General features: G+C 71.4%; 8 protein-coding genes. 4 read left to right on the forward strand and 4 right to left on the reverse strand.

Going from position 1 to position 22467, the window contains the following annotated elements:
• Nucleotides 1–11: 11 nt before the first annotated feature.
• The 3 genes from F4560_RS07185 to F4560_RS07195 all read left to right on the forward strand — a co-directional run bounded on the left by F4560_RS07185 (nucleotide 12) and on the right by F4560_RS07195 (nucleotide 14640).
• On the forward strand, nucleotides 12–1022 hold the full coding sequence (locus F4560_RS07185; protein WP_184917860.1) for an iron-siderophore ABC transporter substrate-binding protein: 1011 nt from the start codon (nucleotides 12–14) through the stop codon (nucleotides 1020–1022).
• 122 nt (nucleotides 1023–1144) lie between these two features.
• Entirely contained in the window at nucleotides 1145–14446 is a 13302-nt protein-coding gene (locus F4560_RS07190) for a non-ribosomal peptide synthetase (protein ID WP_246477750.1), read from the forward strand.
• Nucleotides 14443–14640 (forward strand): MbtH family protein, encoded by a 198-nt coding sequence (locus F4560_RS07195; protein WP_184917865.1) that lies wholly within the window; start codon nucleotides 14443–14445, stop codon nucleotides 14638–14640. Before F4560_RS07190 ends, F4560_RS07195 begins: the two co-directional genes overlap by 4 nt.
• Nucleotides 14641–14812: 172 nt before the next feature.
• Here the strand turns inward: F4560_RS07195 and F4560_RS07200 are convergent, their stop codons facing one another.
• From F4560_RS07200 to F4560_RS07210, 3 genes are all read right to left on the reverse strand, one after another.
• Nucleotides 14813–15136, reverse strand: coding sequence for a DUF6191 domain-containing protein (locus tag F4560_RS07200; RefSeq protein ID WP_184917868.1), 324 nt, complete (start codon nucleotides 15134–15136; stop codon nucleotides 14813–14815).
• 90 nt (nucleotides 15137–15226) lie between these two features.
• Complete coding sequence (locus F4560_RS07205) at nucleotides 15227–16822, reverse strand: hypothetical protein (RefSeq protein WP_184917871.1); 1596 nt, start codon at nucleotides 16820–16822, stop codon at nucleotides 15227–15229.
• Nucleotides 16819–18477, reverse strand: coding sequence for a S8 family serine peptidase (locus tag F4560_RS07210; protein WP_184917874.1), 1659 nt, complete (start codon nucleotides 18475–18477; stop codon nucleotides 16819–16821). The genes F4560_RS07205 and F4560_RS07210 overlap by 4 nt, the downstream gene beginning before the upstream one ends.
• 256 nt (nucleotides 18478–18733) lie before the next feature.
• On the opposite strand from F4560_RS07210, the gene F4560_RS07215 reads away from it, so the two are divergent.
• The gene (locus tag F4560_RS07215) at nucleotides 18734–21553 is read left to right on the forward strand and encodes an nSTAND1 domain-containing NTPase (RefSeq protein ID WP_221483375.1); all 2820 of its coding nucleotides are present in this window, start codon (nucleotides 18734–18736) and stop codon (nucleotides 21551–21553) included.
• Nucleotides 21554–21861: 308 nt separating this feature from the next.
• Here the strand turns inward: F4560_RS07215 and F4560_RS07220 are convergent, their stop codons facing one another.
• Nucleotides 21862–22431, reverse strand: a complete 570-nt coding sequence (locus F4560_RS07220) for a snapalysin family zinc-dependent metalloprotease (RefSeq protein WP_184917880.1) — start codon at nucleotides 22429–22431, stop codon at nucleotides 21862–21864.
• Nucleotides 22432–22467: the final 36 nt, after the last annotated feature.

The following is a 22467-nucleotide window of genomic DNA, read 5'->3' on the forward strand; positions in this document are numbered from 1 at the left end:
GGGAAACCCTGATGTCCACGAAGTTCAGGCTGGTCGCGGTCGTCTCGGCCGCAGCGCTGGCGCTGGTCGCCTGCGGGGGCGGCGGCGACGCCGGCTCCGGGACGGTCCCGACCGAAGCCGCCTCCTCCTCCGGCGCGTTCCCGGTCTCGGTCGAGCACAAGTACGGCACCACCGAGATCAAGGCCGAGCCGAAGAAGGTCGTCACGCTCGGCCTGTCCGACCAGGAGCCCGTGCTGGCCCTGGGGGTGAAGCCGGTCGGCGTCGTGGACTGGTTCAAGGAGCGGCCGTTCGGCAACTGGCCGTGGACCAAGGAACTCTGGGGGTCCACCCAGCCGGAGATCGTCGGCGAGCGCGACGAGTACAACCTGGAGAAGGTCGCCACGCTCAAGCCCGACCTGATCATCGCGGTCTACTCCGGGATGAAGAAGGAGCAGTACGAGACGCTGTCGAAGATCGCGCCCGTGGTGGCGCAGCCGAAGGCGTTCCCGGACTACGCCGCGCCGTGGCAGGACCAGACCCTGCACATCGGCAAGGCGCTGGGCAAGGAGAACGAGGCCAAGTCGCTGATCGGCGCCGTGGCGAAGAGCTTCGCCGACGCCAAGGCCGCGCACCCCGAGTGGGCCGGCAAGACGATCGTGGTGGCCGACAGCTTCAAGCCCGGCCAGTACTCCGCGTTCGCTCCGACGGACCCGAAGGCCATCTTCATGAAGGAGCTGGGCTTCACCCTCGTGGACGAGATCGGCAAGCTCGCCGGTGAGAAGAACGTGGCCGAGTTCAGCGAGGAGCGGTTCGACCTGCTCGACGCCGACCGGCTGGTGTGGCTCATGTTCGACCAGACCGCGTGGGAGCGGGTCAAGTCCGTGCCCGCCTACCAGCGGCTCGGCGTCGTCAGCGAGAAGCGCGACCTGTTCCTCACCTACATGGACCCGCCGATCGGCGCGGCCATGTCGTTCAACACCGTGCTGAGCGTGCCCTACGGCATCGAGAAGGTCGTGCCGCTGCTCGAAGCGGTCAAGAACTAGTAGCTGTGTTGGATTGCCGCTGCTCCGCAGACGGCGACCTCGCGGGTGGGGGTGCCGACGTGCATCCCCACCCGTGGTGTGTGCGGGTGATGTCGGGAAGAAGCGGGAGAGGTTCGAGACCAATGGCGCTGCCCTTGACCGGTGCGCAGACCGGTGTCTGGCTGGCACAGCAGCTGGAGCCCGACAACCCCGTCTACAACGTCGGCTGGTACATGGAGCTGCGCGGCACACTCGACCTCGACCGGTTGGACGCCGCCGTCCGGCAGTCGCTCGGCGAGGCCGGCTCGCTGCACGTCCGGTTCACCGACGAGGGCCAGATCCAGGCGCCGGTGACGAGCCACGTCACGCACCTGTCGTTCGACTCGGTCGCCGACGCGCGGGCGTGGATGGACGACGACCTCTCCCGGTTGACCGACCTCGCCCACGGCCCGATGTTCCACCACGCGCTGCTGCGCGTCGCCGACGACCACGTGATCTGGTACCAGCGCTACCACCACCTGGTCGTCGACGCCTACGGCTTCGTGCTGGTCACCCGACGCGCGAGCGAGCTGTACGCGGCTCCCGGCGATCCGCGGCCCATGCCGGTGCAGCCGTTGGTCGACGCCGATCTCGCCTACCGTGATTCCCCGGCGCGGCAGCAGGACAAGGAGTTCTGGCACGCCCGGATGGCCGACCGCCCGGAGCCGGTGCGGCTCGTGCCACGTGCCGCCGGGCAGGTGCGCGAGGTCGTCCGACACACCTTCGACCTGCCGAACGCGTTGTCGTCACGGCAGGTCATCGCCGCCGTCGCCACCTACGTGCACCGCGTGACCGGCGCGTCCGACGTCGTGCTCGCCATGCCGATGACCGGTCGTCGGGACGAGGCAAGCCGGGTGACGCCCGGAATGGTGTCCACCGTGCTGCCGCTGCGCGTCACCGTGCGGCCGGACAGCACGATCACCGACCTGGTCGCGGACGTGGACCGGGAGGTGCGCGAGGTCGTTCCGCACAGCGCCTACCGGGGTGAGGACCTGGCCCGGGAACTCGGCCTGCGCGACGGCATTCCCGAGATGGTCGGGCCCACGGTCAACTACCTGGGGTTCACCCGGGAGAACCTGTTCGGCGACCTCGACCTGATGTTCCACCAGCTGTCGCTCGGGCCGGTCAACGACCTCACCACGTCGTTCCTCCAGCGTGTCGACGGGCGCATGGCGGTCACGTTCGAGGCGAACGCCGCTGTCTGCACGCCGGAGGAGTTGGTCGAGCACAAGCGCCGGTTCCTGCGCGTGCTCGACGCCGACCCGGACCAGCCGGTGGCGTTGATCGACCTGGTGGACGACGCGGAACGCGCGCGGCTGCTGGACTTCGGCACCTCACCGCGTGAGGTGGACGAGGTGACGTGGCCGGGTGCGTTCGAACGCCAGGCCTCGCGGACGCCGGACGCCGTCGCGGTCGTGTGCGAGGACGTCCAGCTGACGTACGCCGAGCTGAACGCCGCGGCGAACCGGCTCGCCCGTGCCCTTGTCGCCGAAGGCGTGCGGGCGGAGGACGTGGTGGGCGTGGCGTTGCCGCGCTCGGCCGACCTGGTCGTCACGCTGCTCGCGGTGATGAAGGCGGGCGCCGCGTACCTGCCGCTGGACCTCGACCACCCGCGTGACCGGGTCGAGTACATGGTGGCCGACGCGGGCGCGAAGCTCGTCATCACGCCGGAGACGCGGTTCGACCTGCCTTCCGACAGTTCGGACCTGGGGCTGGACATTGCGCTGGACCAGGCCGCGTACGTGATCTACACGTCCGGGTCGACCGGTCGGCCCAAGGGTGTCGTGGTGACGCACGAGGGCGTCGGCAGCCTGATCGCAACGGCCGTGGACCGGATCGGGATCACCCCGGACAGCCGGGTCGTGCAGTTCGCCTCCGTCGGTTTCGACGTGGCCGTGTGGGACCTGTGCATGTCGTTGGGCGTCGGCGGGCGGGCGATCGTCGTGCCGTCGCACCGGCGGGTCGCGGGGGAGGCGCTGACGTCGTACATCGCTTCCAATGAGGCGACGCACATGATCCTGCCGCCGTCGCTGGTCGCCGCGCTGCCGGCGGACTGCGAACTGCCTGCCGGCGCGGTGCTGATCGTCGGCACGGAGACGGTGCCGACCGAGCTGATCGCCCGGTGGGCACGTCGCCTGCGCGTGGTCGCGGCTTACGGGCTCACTGAGGCCACGGTCAACTCGACTTTGTGGGCGGCGCAGCCGGACTGGACCGGGCCGGTGCCGATCGGTGTGCCGGACCCCAACACGCGGTGCTACGTCCTCGACTCGGCGTTGCGGCCCGTGCCGGTGGGGGTCGAGGGTGAGCTGTACGTCGGTGGACGGGGGCTCGCGCGTGGTTACCAGGGGCAGGCGGCGCTGACGGCGTCCCGGTTCGTGGCCGACCCGTTCGGCGTGCCTGGCGCCCGGATGTACCGGACAGGTGACCGTGCCCGGTGGCGGGCGGACGGCAACATCGACTTCCTGGGGCGTGCGGACGGTCAGGTGAAGATCCGGGGGTTCCGGATCGAGCCGGGCGAGGTCGAGAGCGTGCTCATGGCGCACCCGGACATCGCGCAGGCCGCCGTGCTGGTGCGGGAGGACCACCGGCGGGTCAAGCGGCTCGTCGCGTACGTGGTCGGGTCGTCTGTGGACGCGCGGGAGCACGTCGCTTCGGCGCTGCCCGAGTACATGGTGCCGTCCGTGGTGGTGCCTCTGGCAGGGCCGTTGCCGTTGACGCCGAACGGAAAACTCGACCGGGCGGCGCTGCCGGAGCCGGACTGGACCGCGTTGGGCGGTGACGCGCCGGCGACGAACCCGGTCGAGCAGACGTTGGTGGACCTGGTGGAGGCCGTGCTGGGCCTGACGCCGGGGATCCACGACAACTTCTTCGAGCTGGGCGGCGACAGCATCGTCACCATGCAGCTGGTGTCGCGGGCGCGTGACGCCGGTCTGGTGATCACTCCGCGTGAGGTCTTCGAACACCGGACGGTGGCAGGTCTGGCCCGCGTCGCCCGTGCGGCTGCTCCGATCGCCGACGTGACCGGTTTCGACGGTGCCGTGCTGCCCGTGTCGCCGTTGCAGGAAGGCTTCTTCTTCCACGCGCAGTACGACACGGATGACTCGTACGTGGTGCAGGAAGTGCTGACGCTGGATGCCGGTCGGGAGGACGTGCAGGGCCTGCTGGACCGGCACCCGTTGCTGCGGGCCGGTTTCCGGCAGACCGAGCGCGGGCGGGTGGAGCAGGTGATCGCGGAGGCGTTGACGCTGCCTTGGCGCGACTACCCGGCCGCTGATGACTTGGAAGACGTGCTGGCGGCTGAGCGCGCTTCGGGCTTCGACCTGGCGGAGCCGCCGTTGATGAGGGCGGCGCGGCACGGTGACCGGCTTGTGCTGACGGTGCACCACATCTTGTTGGACGGCTGGTCGGTCGGGCTGCTGCGGCGGGAGCTGGTCGGCGGTCGGGTGGGGCCGGTTGATCACCGGCGGTATTTCGCGTGGTTGGCGAGTCGGGACCGGGACGCGGCCCACACCGCGTGGCGTGCGGCGCTGTCCGATGTGGACGAGCCGACGAAGATCGTCGGCGCGTTGGAAGCGTCGCCACGCCACGGCCAGCACCGCGTCCACCTGCCCGCCGACCTGAGCGCGGCCCTGGCAGCCGAAGCACGACGACGGGGCCTCACGCTCAGCACCGTCCTGCACGGCGCCTGGGGTCTGCTCCTCGGCGCACTCACCGGCCGCGCCGACGTCGTGTACGGCACGACGGTCGCCGGCCGCCCGGCCGAGGTGCCCGGCATCGAGAACGCCGTCGGCCTGTTCATCAACACCGTCCCCGTCCGCCAACGCTGGAAAGGCGGCGACAGCCTCGCCACCGTCTTCCAGCGCTTCCAGGACGAGCAGACCCGCCTGCTGGACCACCACCACCTCGGCCTCGCCGAAATCCAGCGGATCACCGGGCACGGCGAGCTGTTCGACACCCTGGTCGTGGTCGAGAACTTCCCGGACGTGGTGGACGACGTCGACGTCCGCGACCAGGTCCACTACCCCCTCGCCCTCATCGTCATGCCCGGCGAACGCATCGAACTCCGCCTCAAGCACCGCCTCCCGGACGCCGAAGTGGCCACCCTCGGCGACCGGCTGGTTCGGCTGCTGACCGCGTTCGCCACCACCCCCGACCGCCCGGTGGCCCGCCTCGACCTGGTCTCCGCCCGCGAATCCGACTGGATCGCCGAACTCAACGCCACCGCCGTCGACGTCCCCGAAGGCACGCTCGTCAGCCGGATCGCAGCCCAGACCGCCCGCACCCCGGACGCCGTCGCGGTCACCTACGGCGGAACGAACCTCACCTACGCCGAACTGGACCGCCGCGCCACCGCGTTGGCACGCAGGCTGCGAGCCGCCGACGCCGGTGACGTCGTAGCAGTAGCCGTGCCCCGCTCGGCCGAACTGATGGTGGCACTTCTGGGCGTGCTCAAGTCCGGCGCGGCCTACCTGCCCCTCGACCTCGACTACCCGGCCGAGCGGATCGAGTTCATGCTCGCCGACTCCGGCGCGACGACCGTCGTGCGGCCCGAGGACTGCGTCGAAGAGACCGCACCGGACGTCGAACTGCCCACCCCGCACCCGGACCGGCCCGCCTACCTGATCTACACCTCCGGCTCGACCGGACGGCCCAAGGGCGTCGTCGTCACGCACCGCGCCATCGTGAACCGCCTCGCCTGGATGGAGCACGAGTACAGCCTGGCCGCTGACGACCGCGTGCTCCAGAAGACGCCGTCCAGCTTCGACGTGTCCGTCTGGGAGTTCTTCTGGGCACTGTGCGAAGGCGCGGCCGTCGTCCTCGCCAAGCCGGACGGTCACCGCGACCCCGCCTACCTGGCCGACCTGATCCACCGCGAACGCATCACCACGCTGCACTTCGTGCCGTCGATGCTGGCCGCGTTCCTCGGCGTCCCCGAGGTGCACGAAAGCGCGAAGTGGTCCGCGAGCCTGCGCCGCGTGTTCAGCAGCGGTGAGGCGTTGACCGGGGACGTCGCCGCCAGGTGGCTGGAACTGACCGCCGTCCCGCTGCACAACCTTTACGGCCCAACGGAAGCGGCCGTGGACGTCACCTACTTCGAGTACGACGCCGCGCCGGACCTGGCCGTGCCGATCGGCCGCCCGGTTTGGAACACCCGGCTGCACGTGCTCGACCCGTTCCTGCGACCCGTCCCTGCCGGGGTGCCGGGTGAGCTGTACCTGGCGGGCGTCCAACTCGCGCAGGGCTACCACGGTCGGTCCGGGCTGACCGCCGAACGTTTCGTGGCCGACCCCTTCGGCGAGCCCGGCTCCCGCATGTACCGGACGGGCGACCTGGTCGTGCGCCGACCGGACGGTGTGATCGTCTACCTCGGCCGCACGGACCGTCAGGTGAAGGTGCGCGGGAACCGGATCGAGTTGGGTGAGGTCGAGTCCGCGCTGGGCAAGCTGCCGGGCGTGCAGCGGGCCGCCGTGATCGCACGGGACAACCAGCTGCTCGGGTACGTGACACCGGCGGACGTCGACCTGGACGCGCTGAAAGCCGGTATCGCCCAGGCGCTGCCCGCCGCGATGGTCCCGCACGCCCTGGTCGCGCTGCCCGACTTCCCGCTCACCCCCAGCGGCAAGCTCGACCAGAACGCGCTCCCGTCCCCGACCGCCACGACCACTGAACGACGTGCGCCGCAGACCGAGCGCGAACGCCTGCTGTGCGGTGTGTTCGCCGACGTGCTGGGTGTGCCGGAACCGGGCGTGGACGACGACTTCTTCGGGCTCGGCGGCGACAGCATCACGTCGATCGCGGTGTCCAGTCGGGCCCGCAAGCTGGGCGTCCAGATCAGCCCGCGCGACGTGTTCGAGCACCGCACCGTCGCCGCACTGGCGACCGTGGAGACTGTAGACAAGGAGATTGAATACAGTCTTCTGTTGGCACTGACCGACGAACAGCGCCGCGCCCTGCCCGAGGCCGAGGACGTCTGGCCGCTCTCGCCGTTGCAGGAAGGCCTGTACTTCCACTCCAGCTACGACACCGACGCGCTCGACGTCTACCTCTCCCAGGAGACGATGGACTTCGCCGGCCGCCTGGACGTCGACCGCCTGCGCCGCGCCGGAGCCGCACTCCTCGACCGCAACCCGAGCCTGCGCGCCGGGTTCACCGGCGAAGGCGTGCCCGGACCGGTGCAGTTCATCGCGCCCGGCGTGGAAATCCCGTTGCGCGTGGTCGACCTGGCAGACGAGACCGAAACCGCCGACCTCCTGGCCGCCGACCGCCGTGAACGCTTCGACCTCGCCGCACCACCGCTGTGCCGGTTCATGGTCCTGCGCCTTCCGGACGGCCGCGACCGGCTCGTCATCACGCACCACCTGATCCTGTGGGACGGCTGGTCGGCGTGGTTGTTCCTGGAGCAGCTGCTGGAGCTGTACCGGGACCCGCAAGCCGAACTCCCGCCCCCGGGCTCCTACCGCGACTACCTGGCGTGGCTCAACCGCCAGGACCACGACGCCGCACGTCAAGCCTGGCGCACCGCCCTCTCCGGCCTGCGCGAGCCAACCTTGGTCGCACCGGTGGACAGGTCCCGCGAACCGGTCATCCCGACCGAGTTCCACCAGGAACTGACCGAAGACCTGACCGACCGGATCCGCGCCCAAGCCAGGCGGCACGGCCTCACCGCCAACGCCGTGTTCAACGTCGCGTGGGCGCTGGTGCTCGCGAGCCAGGTCGGCCGGGACGACGTCGTGTTCGGCACCGCCGTCGCGGGCCGCCCGGTCGAGGTGGAGCACGTCGAGCACGTCATCGGCATGTTCCTCAACACCATTCCCACCCGGATCGCGATCGACCCCCGCGAGACCGTGCTGGACCTGCTGCGCCGCGTCCAGGCCGAGCGGACCGCGCTGATGTCCTACGAGCACGTGGGCCTCGGCGAGATCCAGCGGGAAGCCGGGCACCGGCAGCTGTTCGACACGCTGTTCGTGCTGCGCACCGGCGACGGCGAGGACCGGCAGGCCGAGCTGGCACAGGCGCACGGCGTCCTGGACGTGTCCAATGTGGACGGCACGCACTTCCCGCTGACGCTCGTCATCACGCCGGGCGCCCGCACCCGCGTCACGCTCGCCTCCCGGCCCGACATCTTCACCGCCGACGCCGCCGAAGCCCTGCTCACCCGCTACACGACCGTCCTGGAACGGCTGGTCGACGCGCCGGACGCACTGCTCGGCACGCTCGACGTCCTGCCCGACCACGAGCGCCGGGCGTTGGCCGAGGAGTGGGACGCGAGCGCCGACAGCATGGTCGAGGACACCATCGCCGACCTGCTCGTCGCCCAAGCGAGGAAGACGCCGGACGCGACCGCGTTGGTGTTCGGCGACCAGCGGCTCACCTACGCCGAGTTGCAGGACCGGATCGACACCCTGGCCCGGCTGCTGATCAGCCGGGGCGCCGGGCCGGAACGAGTCGTCGCGCTGGCGTTGCCGCGCACGATCGACATGGTGGTGGCGCTGTTCGCGGTGCTGCGCACCGGCGCCGCCTACCTGCCGCTGGACCTCGACCACCCGGCCGACCGGCTGCTGCTGATGATCGACGACACCAAGCCGCTGTGCGTGCTGTCGACCAAGGCCGTCGGTCTGGTGCCGGACGCGCTGTGTCTGGACGATCTGGGCTTGGACCGCTTGGACGGCATGCTTGGGTCACCGGCTGACTTCGAGTGGCCCCGGTTCTCGCTCGAACACCCGGCGTACGTGATCTACACGTCCGGCTCGACCGGCCGCCCCAAGGGTGTCGTCACGCCGTACCGGGGCCTGACGAACATGCAGCTCAACCACCAGCAGGCGATCTTCGCCCCGGCCATCGCGGCGGCGGGCGGACGGCGGCTGCGGATCGCCCACACCGTGTCGTTCGCGTTCGACATGTCCTGGGAAGAGCTGTTGTGGCTGGTGGAAGGCCACGAGGTGCACGTGTGCGACGAGGAGCTGCGCCGTGACGCGGCGGCCCTGGTCGCGTACTGCGACGAGCACCTGATCGACGTGGTCAACGTGACCCCGACCTACGCCCAGCTGCTCATCGAGGAGGGCCTGCTCGACCACCACGTGCCCGCGTTGGTGCTGCTCGGCGGCGAGGCCGTGCCGGAATCGGTGTGGCAGCGGCTGCGCGACACCCCCGGCACGTACGGCTACAACCTGTACGGGCCGACCGAGTACACGATCAACACGCTCGGCGCGTCCACTGAGGACAGTGAGACGGCGGCCGTCGGCAAGGCGATCCGGAACACGCGTGCGTACGTGCTCGACGCGCACCTCCGGCCGGTGCCGCCCGGTTCGCCGGGTGAGCTGTACATCGCGGGCATCGGCCTGGCCCGCGGCTACCACGACCGGTTCGGCCTGACCGCGGAACGGTTCGTCGCCGACCCGTACGGTCCGCCCGGCACCCGCATGTACCGCACCGGTGACCTGGTGCGCGCCCGCCGCGACGGCAACCTGGACTTCCTCGGCCGCACGGACGACCAGGTCAAGATCCGCGGCTACCGGGTGGAACTGGGCGAAGTCGAGGCGGCTCTGGCGACCCAACCCGGCGTGACGCACGCCGCCGTCGTGGTGGACGCCGGTCCGGGCGGCGTGAAGCGGCTCGTCGGGTACGTCGTGTCGTCCGTCGACCCGGCGGTCCTGCGCGACGGGCTCAAGTCCAGCCTGCCCGACTACATGGTGCCTGCGGCGATCATGCCGGTGGACGCGCTGCCGCTGACCGTGAACGGCAAGCTCGACGTCCGCGCGTTGCCCAAGCCGCTGGTGAGCGGTGTGGCGTCGTCCCGCGCCGCCGCCACCCGTGAAGAGGAAGTGCTGTGCGGGTTGTTCTCCGACGTGCTCGGTGTGCCGTCGGTCGGTGTGGACGACAACTTCTTCGACCTCGGCGGCCACTCGCTGCTCGCCACGCGGCTGATCAGCCGGGCCCGGTCGGCGTTGGGGGTCGACCTGGCGATCCGGGACTTGTTCGACGCGCCCACGGTCGCCGAGCTGGCGTCCCGGGCGGGTGGCGGCGCGGTCCGTCCACCGTTGGTGCCCGTCGAACGGCCGGCCGAGCTGCCGCTGTCGTCGGCGCAGCAGCGGTTGTGGCTGATCCAGCAGATGGAGGGGACGTCCGCCGCCTACAACTTCCCGCTGGTGTTCAAGGTCTCCGGCCCGCTGGACGTGCCCGCGTTCACCGCCGCTGTCGGTGACGTGGTCGACCGGCACGAGGCGCTGCGGACCGTGTTCGGCGAGCACGAGGGCATGCCGTTCCAGCGGGTGCTGCGCGACGTCACGCCCGAGGTGGTGGTGCGTTCGGCGTCCGCGGAGGAGGTGCCGGGGATCGTGCGGGACGAGGTCGAGCGGCCGTTCGACCTGCGCACCGAACTGCCGTTGCGGGTGACCGTCGCCCGGCTCGACTTCGACGAGCACCTGATCGTCGTCCTGCTGCACCACATCACCACCGACGAGTGGTCCGACCGGCCGTTCCTGCGGGATCTCGCGTCGGCCTACCGCGCGCGGCGGATCGGTGAGGCTCCGCGGTGGGCGCCGCTGCCCGTGCAGTACGCCGACTACACGGTGTGGCAGCGGGACGTGCTCGACGTCGTCGGCGAGGAGCAGTTGGACTTCTGGGCGCGGACGTTGGCCGGTGCGCCGGAGGAGCTGGAACTGCCGGTGGACCGGCCGCGTCCGGGACGTCCGACCTTCCACGGCTCGGACCTGGAGGTCGTGTTCGAGCCCGGGTTGGCGGACGGGCTGCGGTCGCTCGCGCAGACGTCCGGCGCGTCGATGTTCATGGTGTTGCAGGCCGCCGTGGCGGCTTTGCTGAGTCGGTTGGGCGCGGGGGACGACATCCCGTTGGGCGCGCCGATCGCGGGTCGCACCGACGAGGCGTTGGACGACCTGGTCGGGTTCTTCGTGAACACGCTGGTGCTGCGGGCCGACCTGTCCGGCGACCCGGGCTTCACCGAGCTGGTGGCGCGGGTGAAAGAGACTTCGCTGGCCGCGTTCTCGCACCAGGACGTGCCGTTCGAGGCGGTGGTGGACCGGCTGAACCCGACCCGTTCGGCGGCCCGGAACCCGTTGTTCCAGGTCATGGTCGGCTACCACAGCCGGGGGCGGGACGCGGGGGAGTTCGACGGGCTGCCGGTGACGTGGGTCGGGCACGAGACCACGACGGCGAAGTTCGACCTGGTGTTCAGCTTCACCGAGGTGGTGGACGGGCCGGTGGTGTGCCGGTTGGAGTACGCGACCGACCTGTTCGACCGGGTGACGGTGGAACGCCTCGGCGCTCGGTTGACCACGTTGGTGGGTGCGGTGCTCGCCGCGCCGTCCGCGCCGGTGAGCGCGGTGGACCTGCTGGCGCCGGACGAGCGCCGGCGGGTGGTGGACGAGTTCAACCGGACCGCCCGGGTGGTGCCGGAGGAGACGTTCACGACGATGTTCGCCCGGTGCGTGGCTACGACTCCCGACGCGGTGGCCGTGGTCGACCGCAACCGGTCGGTCAGCTACGCGTGGCTGGACGACCGGTCCGACCGGATCGCCCGACTGCTCGCCGCGCGCGGTGTCGGCCCGGAGTCCGTGGTGGGCATCGCGGTGCCCAAGTCGGCGGACATGGTTGCCACCGTCGTCGCCACCTTGAAGCTCGGCGCGGCCTACCTGCCGCTCGACCTCTCCCACCCGGCCGACCGGATCGCATACATGATCCAGGATTCCGCAGCCGCCCTCGTGGTCACCACCCACGACGCGCCCGTCCCCGATGTCACGGAGATCCTGACCCTCGACTCGGATGCTGCATACAAAGAACTGTCCGCAGAAACACCCGAAGGTAGTCTGTCTGCTGTAGACAATCGACCGACGAGCGCGGGCGCGGGCGACTGTCGGCCGTCGACTGTATACAGTGGACCGTCGGCGCTCGACTCGGCGATGTATGTGATCTACACATCGGGTTCGACCGGTCGGCCCAAGGGCGTGGTGGTGCCGCATGAGGGCATCTCCAGCCTCGCCGCGACCGCCATCGACCGGATGGGGCTCACGTCGGAGAGCCGGGTGCTCCAGTTCGCGTCGGTCGGCTTCGACGTGGCCGTGTTCGAGCTGACGATGGCGCTGTGCGTCGGGGGACGGCTGGTGTTCGCGCCGGACGAGGTGCGCGTGGCCGGCCCGGAGCTGACCGACTTCCTGCGCGACCGCCGGATCACGCACATGATCCTGCCGCCGTCGCTGGTGTCCGCGCTGCCCGCCGACTGCGAACTCCCCGAGGGCTCCACCATCCTGGTCGGCACCGAGACCGTGCCACCGGACGTGATCGGGCGATGGGCGGGACGGCTCAACCTGCTCGCCGCGTACGGCCTCACCGAGGCCACCGTCAACTCCACGCTGTGGAAGGCGGCGCCTGAGTGGGACACCGCCGTGCCGATCGGCGTCCCCGACCCCAACACCACCGTGTACGTGCTGGACGACCGCCTGCGGCCGGTGCCGCCCGGTGTGGTCGGCGAGCTGTACGTGTCCGGACGCGGTCTGGCCCGTGGCTACCTGGGCCAGTTCGCGCTCACCGCGTCCCGGTTCGTCGCCTCGCCGTTCGGCCCGCCGGGAACCCGCATGTACCGCACCGGCGACCGGGCGCGCTGGCGTGCCGACGGCAACCTGGACTTCCTCGGCCGCGTCGACACCCAGGTCAAGATCCGCGGCTACCGGATCGAACTCGGCGAGATCGAAGCCGCCCTCGCCCGACACCCCGCGGTCGTGCAGGCCGCCGTCGTCGCCGACCGCGCGGGTGACGTGACCAGGCTCGTCGGTTACGTCGTCGGCTCGACGGAGGACGACCTGCGGGCGTTCGTCGCCGAACGGCTGCCCGAGTACATGGTCCCGGCCACGGTGATCTTCCTCGACGGACCGCTCCCGTTGACGCCGAACGGCAAGCTCGACCGACGTGCCCTGCCCCAGCCGGACTGGTCCGCGTTGACCGGCGACGACCGGCCGGTGACGCCAGAGCAGAAGGCGATCGCGGAACTGTTCGCCGAGCTTCTTGGCGTGTCACCCGGCATCCACGACAACTTCTTCACCCTCGGCGGCCATTCGATGGCGTCCATGCGGCTGGTCGGCAAGATCCGGTCGGTGTTCGGGGTGGACATCGCGTTGCGTGACGTCTTCGACTCGCCCACCGTCGCCGGGCTGGCCGGGCGGCTGACCGGCGCCACGTCGGCCCGTCCCCGGTTGCGCCGGTTCGACCGGCCGGTGGACCTGCCGTTGGCGCCCGTGCAGCGCGGCCGGGCGTCGGGCAGGTGGGATCACGCGTTGGCGCTGCGGGCTTCCACGCCGTTCGACGTGCCCGCGCTGGTCGCCGCGTACGCCGATGTGGTCGACCGCCACGAGCCGTTGCGGACCGTGGTCGACGGTGGTGTGCAACGGGCGGTTCCCGCGCCACCGCTGGAAGTCGTGGGCGTACTCGGCCTGGACGGTGCGCTGCGCGCGATCGCGGGTGGACGGGTCCACCTGGCCTCCCAGCCGCCCGCCCGTGCACTGCTGGTGGTGGACGACCGCGACGGTGCCCAGGCGTTGCTGCTGACGATGAGCTACCTCGCGGTGGACGAGTGGTCCGTGGTGCCGCTGTTCCGCGACCTCCAGCACGCCTACGCCGCCCGCCGGGCCGGTGAAGCTCCACAGTGGACAGAGCTGCCGGTGACCTACGCCGACTACACGCTGTGGTCACTGGAGGTCGTGGAGTCGGTGGGGGAGAAGCAGCACGCGTTCTGGCGCGACACCCTGCGCGACCTACCCGTGCTCGCCCTGCCCTACTTCGACGGCCGCCATCCCGGGCGGCATCCCGCCGAAGTGATCCCGTTCGAGCTGCCGGCGTCACTGCACGCGTCCGTCGACCGGTTGGCGGCGGACACCGGGACCAGCATGTTCATGGTCGTGCAGGCAGCGCTGGCCGCCGCGATCACGCCGTACGGCACGGACATCCCGATCGGCACGATGGCCGCCGGACGGACCGAGGAGGCCTTGGCGGACCTGGTGGGCTCGTTCTTCAACCGGATCGTGCTGCGCACCGACACCGCCGGCCACCCCAGCTACACCGAACTGCTGTCCCGCATCCGCGCGACCACCCTGGCCGCGCTGGACAACGCCGACGTCCAGGTGCCCGCCGACCCACAGGTCATGATCGTCCACCACGAGAAGGCGGTCCTGTCGACCCTGGAGGGCGACACCGGCTCCCTGGAAGCCATCCCCACCGGCACCACCCCCGCCGAGCTGACCCTCAGCTTCTACGAACCGCAGGACGACGGCCCCGTGCCGTGCTACCTCGTCTACGCGACCGACTTGTTCACCCCGACCACAGCCCACAACCTGGCCGACGCGGTCCTGCGCCACCTGCACGCCGCGACGACCGACCCCGACCGGAGGATCGAGCCGTGACCAACCCCTTCGAAGACCCCGAGGGCCGCTTCCACGTCCTCGTCAACGACGAGGGCCAGCACTCCCTGTGGCCGTCGTTCGCCGACGTTCCCGCAGGCTGGACCGCCAAGTTCGGCCCGGACACCCGTGATGCGTGCGTCGCCTACGTGGAGAAGCACTGGACCGACCTACGCCCCCTCAGCCTCCGCGGCTGACGTTCGGGGGAACGGCGGCCCGGATCGGTACCGTGGCCGCCATGACCGGCGTCGAAAAGAGCCTTGTCGCCGAACGCGCTAAGCGCGTCCGCGGACTCGCGGGGCAGTACAACTAGCGGCCGGCCTGCCGACATCCCGCGAGTCGAACACCCGCGTCCACCGTGTCGAACGCTCAGGACCCCCGAGTTCGCCGTTCGGGCCCTCCAGGGTCCTGGCTCGGCCGAAGCACCACGACGCCGTGGTCGAGGTCGACGGGAAGCGGCGGTGCGCCTTGGCCGTCTTCCTCGCGCATCACGGCCATGGAATCGCGGTGGTCGAGCTCCATCCGCTTGCTGCCGTAGAACATCGCCGTGATCTCGTTGACGGTCGTCGTGGCCAGCGGCGTGCCCTTGCGCTTGCGCCGCTTCTGGCGCAGCAACTCGTACACCGCGACCCCGACCACCGTCAAAGTCCCGCCGGGAATAGTCCACGCCAACACCGTCTCCACCGCGTCCACGCCACCCCCAACGGCGGGACGTCCGGCGGAGTTCCAGGTGCTTCGTGAGGCTGTTCGGGCAACCCCACGAAGCACCCGGCCGGCACCCCGTCAGGCGATCCGATAGGCGTGGATCACCGTCTGGCGCACCGTGTTGCCCTTGCTGTCGGTCGCACCGACCCGCAGCGAAGCCCACGCACCCGGCTGACCGGTGTTGCGGACCAACGCGGTGCGGCCGACGACGGGAGCCTTCGACCACGTGGCGCCGTCGTCGAACGACACCTCGACGTCGATCCGGTCGATCCGACCGTTGTCCGCACCTCGCTGCTGCTCGACCACCAGCGGCACCGGGAGGACGCGGCCGGCGGGCGCCGCGCCGCTGTCGTCCAGCTTCGGCGTGAACCGGACGACCGACAGCGGCAGCGGCCGGACCTCGCCGCCGGCGACGGTGTCGGAGCGGAACGTCCACGCGCCGCTCACCGTGGTGGCGAACGGCGAGAGGTCGGCGGAACGCACCGCTTCGGTCTCCAACCGGTACTCGGCCGGACCCGGCGGCACGGTGAACCCGCCGTAACCGGCCGTCGGCAGCTCACCGACCGGCTGCCCGTCGCGGAACAGCGTGGTGCGCGCCTTGTCGACCATCGAGTCGCCCAGGTTGCCCGCCTTGTCGCCGAACAGCCACAACCCGGCGCGGATGTCGTCACCGCGACGGGACAGGTAGGGATCGGCCGACGCCGGCGCCGTGATGCCGAACACCGGTTCGTTGAACGACTTCCCGTACCGCCGACCCGCGCGGTAGACGTCGGGCGTCGAAAGCAGCAGCGCCTCGGCGCCGGACGCGTTCTGCTGGAGGAACGTCCACTCCCACTGGACGTCGGTCGTCACGTAGTCGATCGCGCTGCCGAGCGGGGTCACCGGGCGCATCCCCGCGACACCACCCAGCAGGTTGCCGGGCAGGCGCGCGTTGCCGCCGTGCACGTACGTCTTGTCCGGCAGGCCCGGTCCGAACCTGGTCCGCACCTCTGCCAGCTCGCCCTTCGCGGGAGCGCGCACCAGACCGGTGGGCGCCCGGCCCCGCTCCGCCCACGACAACCGGTACGACACCGGCGTGTCACCGATCGGCGCGCCGTTGAACTCCGCGCCGACGATCACCGCGGCCTGGTCCGCGGGCAGCTCCGGCCCCGCCTGACCGATCGCCATGTCCGCCGGGAAGCCGGACGGGTACACGCCTCTCAGGTAGTCCGGCACACCCTCATACGTCCGTTCGACCAGCACGGAGGCCACTCCGGTGGTGGCGGAGGCGTCCGGCGGTGTGATCCGCACGGGTTTCGCCGTCCGCGCGTCGAAAGTGATGGTGGTGTTGCCGGTGACCTCCAGGTCCGGCCGGATCAGCACCGTGTTGGCGATTCCTGCCGCACCCATGTCGGACAGCGCGTGGTAATCGCCCTTGGGCAGTCTGGTGGTGACGGAGCCGCCCGTGCCGCTGAGGAACCTCGACCGTTGGTTGGAGAGGCCGAGCACGAGCGTGAAGAAGTCGGGCTCGGGGTTGCCCGCCCGGTCGAGGTGGGTGAACGTGACGTCGTAGCTCTCGACCTCGCGGCTCAGCCCCAGCGGTGTGCGCAGAACCTCCGCGCCCGCGGAAGCGACGAGCGACCCGGAGTGGGCGCCGTCGACGGTGCCGAGCCTGGCGTCACCGGTGACGGTCACCTCCGCCTCGCCGCCCGCCGGCACCGTGACGGTGGAGGGACGACCGAGAAGACCCGGGTCGGCTCCCCGTCCGGCCCGGACGCCTCGACACGCAGGTCCAGCGTGATCGGGGAGGTGCCGGTGTTGCGGTAGGCAAGGTCGTTGCTCACCGGCACGTCGTCGTCGTGCGGCCACTTGTGCAGGCCGAAGCTGAGACTGGCCGGCTCGGTGGTGAGCGTGGTGGTGATCGCCTCGGCCAGGTCGACGCGGCCCGCGCCCTGGTCGAACGCGGTCAGGGCCGGATTGGGCTTCGCCGAAGCCATCAGCGCGGCCTTGAGTTGCGCGCCGGTCCACTCGGGGTGCTGCTGCGCGAGCACCGCCGCCGCGCCCGCCACGTGCGGGGCGGCCATGGACGTGCCGGACAGCGCCACGTGCCGGTCGCCCACGGGCGTGCCGATGACGCCGTCCGCCGACTTCGCCGCGACGATGTCCACGCCGGGCGCGGTGATCTCCGGCTTGACCGCGCCGTCGCCGACGCGGGGACCGCGGCTCGAGAAGGGCGCGATGCCGTCGTTCCGCTCGACCGCGCCCACGGCCAGCGCGGCGTCGGCGCTGGCCGGCGAGCCGACGGTCTCCGCGCCGCTGCCGCTGTTGCCCGCCGAGATGACGAACAGCGTGCCGTGCCGCGCGGACAGGGCGTCGACCGCCTCCTCCAGGAGGTCGACCTCCTCGGTGTCCGTGCCGCCCAGGCTCATGTTGACCACGTCCGCGCCCTGCTCGGCGGACCAGCGCATGCCCTCCAGGATCGAGGACTCGCGGCACCCGTCGCTCTCGCCGCACACCTTGGCGTCGAGCAACCGCACGTCCGGCGCCACCCCGCGGTACCGCGCGCCGTGGCTCGCGATGGTCGCGCCGACGTGGGTGCCGTGGCCGATCAGGTCCGCGGCATCTGGGTCGGCGGTGAAGTTGTGCTCGGCGACCTCCCGGCCGGCCAGGTCCGGGTGGTTCCCGTCCACTCCGGTGTCGACCACGGCGACCGTCACCCCGGCGCCGGTGTACCCGGCGGCCCAGGCCGCGGGGGCGCCGATCTGGGCGGTGCTGCGGTCCAGCGTCGGCTGGCGCACGCCGTCCAGCCAGACCTTGGCCGCACCGGGATCGGCCAGCAGCGACGACCACCCGGCCGCCGCGGTCGCCTTGGGCGCCACCGCGGCGACGGCGCGCACGGTGGCGAGGTCGCGGGTGATCCGCAGCGTCGACACCTGCGGTGACCGGTCGCCGGCGCGGGTGACGATGAGCGGCACGTCATCGCGGCGCGCGTCGTCATAGCCGGCCTCGACCAGACCGGTGACGTCGAACAGCCTCGGGTCGAGCCTGCCCTCGGCCAGCGGGCGGACCGCGTCACGCGGGACCACGTGCACGTGGCCGTCGCGCTGGAACGTCTGGAAGCTGGTGCCACCGCGCCCGTCGCCCGGGGTGACCGAAGCGAGCCGGTCGCCGTCGAGCAGGACGCGGTCGCCCGTGACCAGGGTGACCGCGTGGAGGCGACCGCCTTGGTCCTGGTCGGGTGCGGGCCCGGCGGCGGACGCCGGGGGTGAGGCGGTGACGGCGAGCAGCCCCACCACCATGGCGGCGGCCGGCCAGGCCACCACCCTGGATCTCGATCCGGAACCGGACACGAATACCTCCGTGATCATTCGACGTGAGGACGACCCCGGCCCGAACCTCGATCCGCCGTTCGGCGGAAATTCGTGCCGGCGAATACCCGGCGGTGTGGAATTCGCCGATCCGGGGCCGGGAAATTTCGACGTTAGGGTCACGAGGTATGTCCAGTGTCGGGATCCTCCTGGTGAACAGCGTTGCGTGGACAATCGGTCACGGCGAAGGGTGGGCACGGTGCCGCGTCGGGAAATCCCTTTGGCGTCCGAAGGAACGGTGCTGCTGCGATTCGCCAGTGATCTACGCCGTTTGCGGGACAAGGCGGGGAGGCCCACCTACCGCGAATTGAGCCGACGCGCGAACTACTCGACCGCGGCGCTGTCCGCGGCGACCGCGGGCCGGAAGCTGCCCAGTCTGGCGGTGACGTTGGCATTCGTCCGCGCGTGCGACGGTGATGTCGAGGAATGGCGTGAGCGGTGGACCGGGATCGCCGCGGAGGACGCCCCCAACCCGGCCCCCGGCGACATTCCCTATGTCGGGCTGGCGAGTTTCCAGACCAGTGACGCCGATCGGTTCTTCGGCCGGGAGACGCTCACCGCGACCCTGGTCGACCTGGTGGGCCGACGGCGGTTCACCGGCGTGTTCGGCGCGTCCGGCTCGGGCAAGTCGTCCCTGCTGCGGGCCGGCCTGGCGGCGCGCAGCGACGACCCGGTCGTCATCATCACCCCCGGCCGAGACCCGGTGGAGGAGTGCGCGGTCGCGCTGTCCGGGCTGACCGGCGAGTCGCCGGTGGCCGTGAAGGCGGACCTCGCGGCGTCTCCGGAGAACCTGCACCTGTGGATCCGCAAGGCCATGGACGAGCGGGACCTCCTGCTCGTCGTGGACCAGTTCGAGGAGGCCTTCACCCAGTGCGCCGCGGCGGACCGGGAGTGGCTGATCCGCGCGCTGACCTTCGCCGCGAACGCGGACAGCAGCCGCGTGCGGGTGGTGATCGGCGTCCGCGCCGACTTCTACGGGCACTGCGGCAGGCACCCGGAGCTGCCGCCCGCGTTGCACGGCGGCCAGGTGCTGGTCGGCCCGATGTCGGCCGACGAGCTGCGGCTCGCGATCACCGGACCCGCGGCGGGAGCGGGCGCCACCGTCGAGACCGCCCTGGTGGTCCGGCTGGTCGCCGACGTGACCGGTCGGGCGTCCGCCCTCCCGCTGGTGTCCCACGCCCTGGTCGAGACGTGGCGGCGGCGTCGCGGGATGACGCTGTCGCTGGCCGGGTACGAGCAGGCGGGCGGGGTCGAACACGCCATCGCCCGCACCGCCGAGGAGTTCTTCGGCGCGCTGTCCCCCGAGGGGCGACGCGACGCGCGGTCGGTCCTGCTGAGGCTCATCGCCCTGGGTGACGGCACCGAGGACACCAGGCGGCGGGTGCGGCGGCACGAGCTGGAGGTCGACCAGGATCTGCTGGACCGGCTGGCCCGGGTCCGGCTGATCACCCTCGACGACGACTCCGTGGAGCTGACCCACGAGGCGTTGATCCAGGCCTGGCCGCGGCTGCGGGACTGGATCGCGCACGACCGGGACGTGCTGCGGCGGCACCGCGAGCTGACCGACGCCACCGACACGTGGGAGGCGCACGGCCGCGATCCCGACGGGCTGTACCGGGGCGCGCGCCTGGGCCAGGCACGCGGCCTCAGCGACCGGCTCTCCAGCCGGGAACGGGACTTCCTCGACGCCTCCGCGGCCGCCGAGAACTCCCGGCACGCGGTCGAACGCCGACGCACCCGCCGGCTCAAGCAGTACGTCGCGCTGCTCGTGGCCCTGGCGGTGGTCCTGGCCGGCACCGCCGCCTACGCCGTGGTCGCCGAGAACAGCGCCGACCTGCAACGCAACAGCGCCCTCTCGCTGCGCGCCGCCGACGCCGCCCTGCGTCTGCTGCCGGACCGGCCCGACGACGCGGTCCGGCTCGCGCTCACCGCCTACCGGGTGTCACCCACGGCCGAGGCGCTCAACGCCGTGCGGGTGGCGTGGGCCGCGAGGAACGCCGTCGAACTGACCCTGCGACCACCGTGGCGGCGGATGTCGTTGGCGCCGGAGGGCGACATCGCGGTCTCCACGGAACCGGAGGCGCGGTCGTTCACGGTGTGGGAGGTGCGGGACGGGACGGCCCGGCGCCGTGCCGACGTGCTCGCCGAGGGGCGGGTCGACATGATCAGCGGGGACGGCGGGGTCTTCCTGCTGGAGAGCGATCGCGGGCCCACCACGGTGTGGAGCATCGCCGACCCGGACGAGCCGCGCCTGGTCGCCACGCTCCGGCAGGTGATCGTCCAGACCATGAGCCGCACCGGTTCGGTGCTGGCGGGCGTCGGGGAGCGCCACGAGCCCCAGCGCTTCGACCACCCGGAGAACGTGCTGTCCGGCACCGGGGTCGCCTCGATGTGGCGGTGGGGTGACGACGGCGTGGTCACCGAGGTCCGGTTGCCCGGCGAGCGGGTCGAGAGCGTCGCGCTGCGGGGCGACGCCCGGATCGTGGCGACCGTGCGGCTGGGCCCCGACTACTTCCAGCGCTACGTGGAGCTCTGGCACGTCGGCCTGACGGGTCGGGTGACACCCGCCGGCCCGCTGCTGATCGAGGAAGGCCAGGTGCGGGTGGTGTTCAGCCCGGACGGCGAGGCGCTGGCCCTCGTGAACGAGACCACCAAGACCGTCGACGTGCTCGACGTCGCCGACCCGTCCGCTCCACGGCACGTGGCACGGCTGGACGACCTGCCGCTGTCCGCGTCGACGGTCGGCTTCGCCGCCGGCAACCGGGCTCTGGTAATCCACGGCCGGCCGGAACTGGTCCAGGTGTGGGACATCGCCACCCCCGGGGCGCCCCGTCAGGTGGCGTCGATCGAGGGGCACCCGGCGACCGTCGACTACTTGCTCTACCGGCCGGACGAGCGTGAGCTGACGATCTCGGACCGGGACGGCGAACTGCTGCGTTTCGACCTCGACGACCGGCGGCTGCTGGGCGAGCTCTGCGAGTGGTCCGGGATGGACGAGGACCGGGTCGACTGGGGGCGGTACTTCCCGGGCGTGCCACGACAGCGACTGTGCCCGTAGCGATCGGGTCCGTGGTGGCCGGGCCAGGGATGACCGTGGGCCCGGGGTTGGCTGGGCCGGGATGGTCGGGCCGGGGTGGTCGGATTGGGGTTGGTCGGGCCGGGGATGACCGGGCGGGGGTTGGCCGTGGGCCAGGGATGACCGGGCGGGGGTTGGCCGTGGGCCAGGGATGACCGGGCCGGGGTTGGCCGTGGGCCAGGGGTGACCGGGCCGAGGATGGCCGGGCCGGTGGTGGCCGCGTCCGTGAGCCGCGTCGGTCGTGCGACCTCGTGGGGCGGCTGGGCGCCACCCCACGAGGCCTGGTGGCGTCAGTACACGAAGCACTCCGTGATACCCGCGTACCCGGCCGCACGCGCGTCCGTAGCGGCCAGCGAACCGGCGAACCGGCGGTCGACCTCAGCCCGCTCCGCCGCGTTCGGCAGGTCGTTGCGGCACGAGATGGGGGCGCTGGAGCCGGACATCAGGTCGGCGCACAGCCCGGTCCGCCGGTCCGGCAGGCCGAGGATGTGGCCGATCTCGTGGGTGGCGATCCGGGGCCGGTAGTAGCCCTGCTGCACGGCCTGGCGTCCCATGTAGACGGTGCCGTTGCCGAGCGACGAGACGTAAGCCCGGGGCCAGCCGTTGTCCGCGTAGATGCGGATGTTGGTCGGCGTGCCCGCGGCCCGGCGGGCCAGCTTCACGTTGGTCACTGAGTTGTTCCAGTTCACCGCGGCGCGATCCCAGTCCGCGGCGAACTCCTGGGCCTGGCTGACGTCGTAGTACAGCGTGCGCACCAGAGCGTGCGTGTCCGCCGACGCGCTGGGTGCGGCCACCGCGACGAGCGGCAACAGCAGGCCCAGCACGGTGGCGACGACCCACGCGGCCTTTCGTACGAGCATCGTTGGTCTCCTTGGGGGCAGGGACTTCCGGGAGCC

It is taken from the genome of Saccharothrix ecbatanensis, from assembly GCF_014205015.1.
Classification (GTDB): Bacteria; Actinomycetota; Actinomycetes; order Mycobacteriales; family Pseudonocardiaceae; genus Actinosynnema; species Actinosynnema ecbatanense.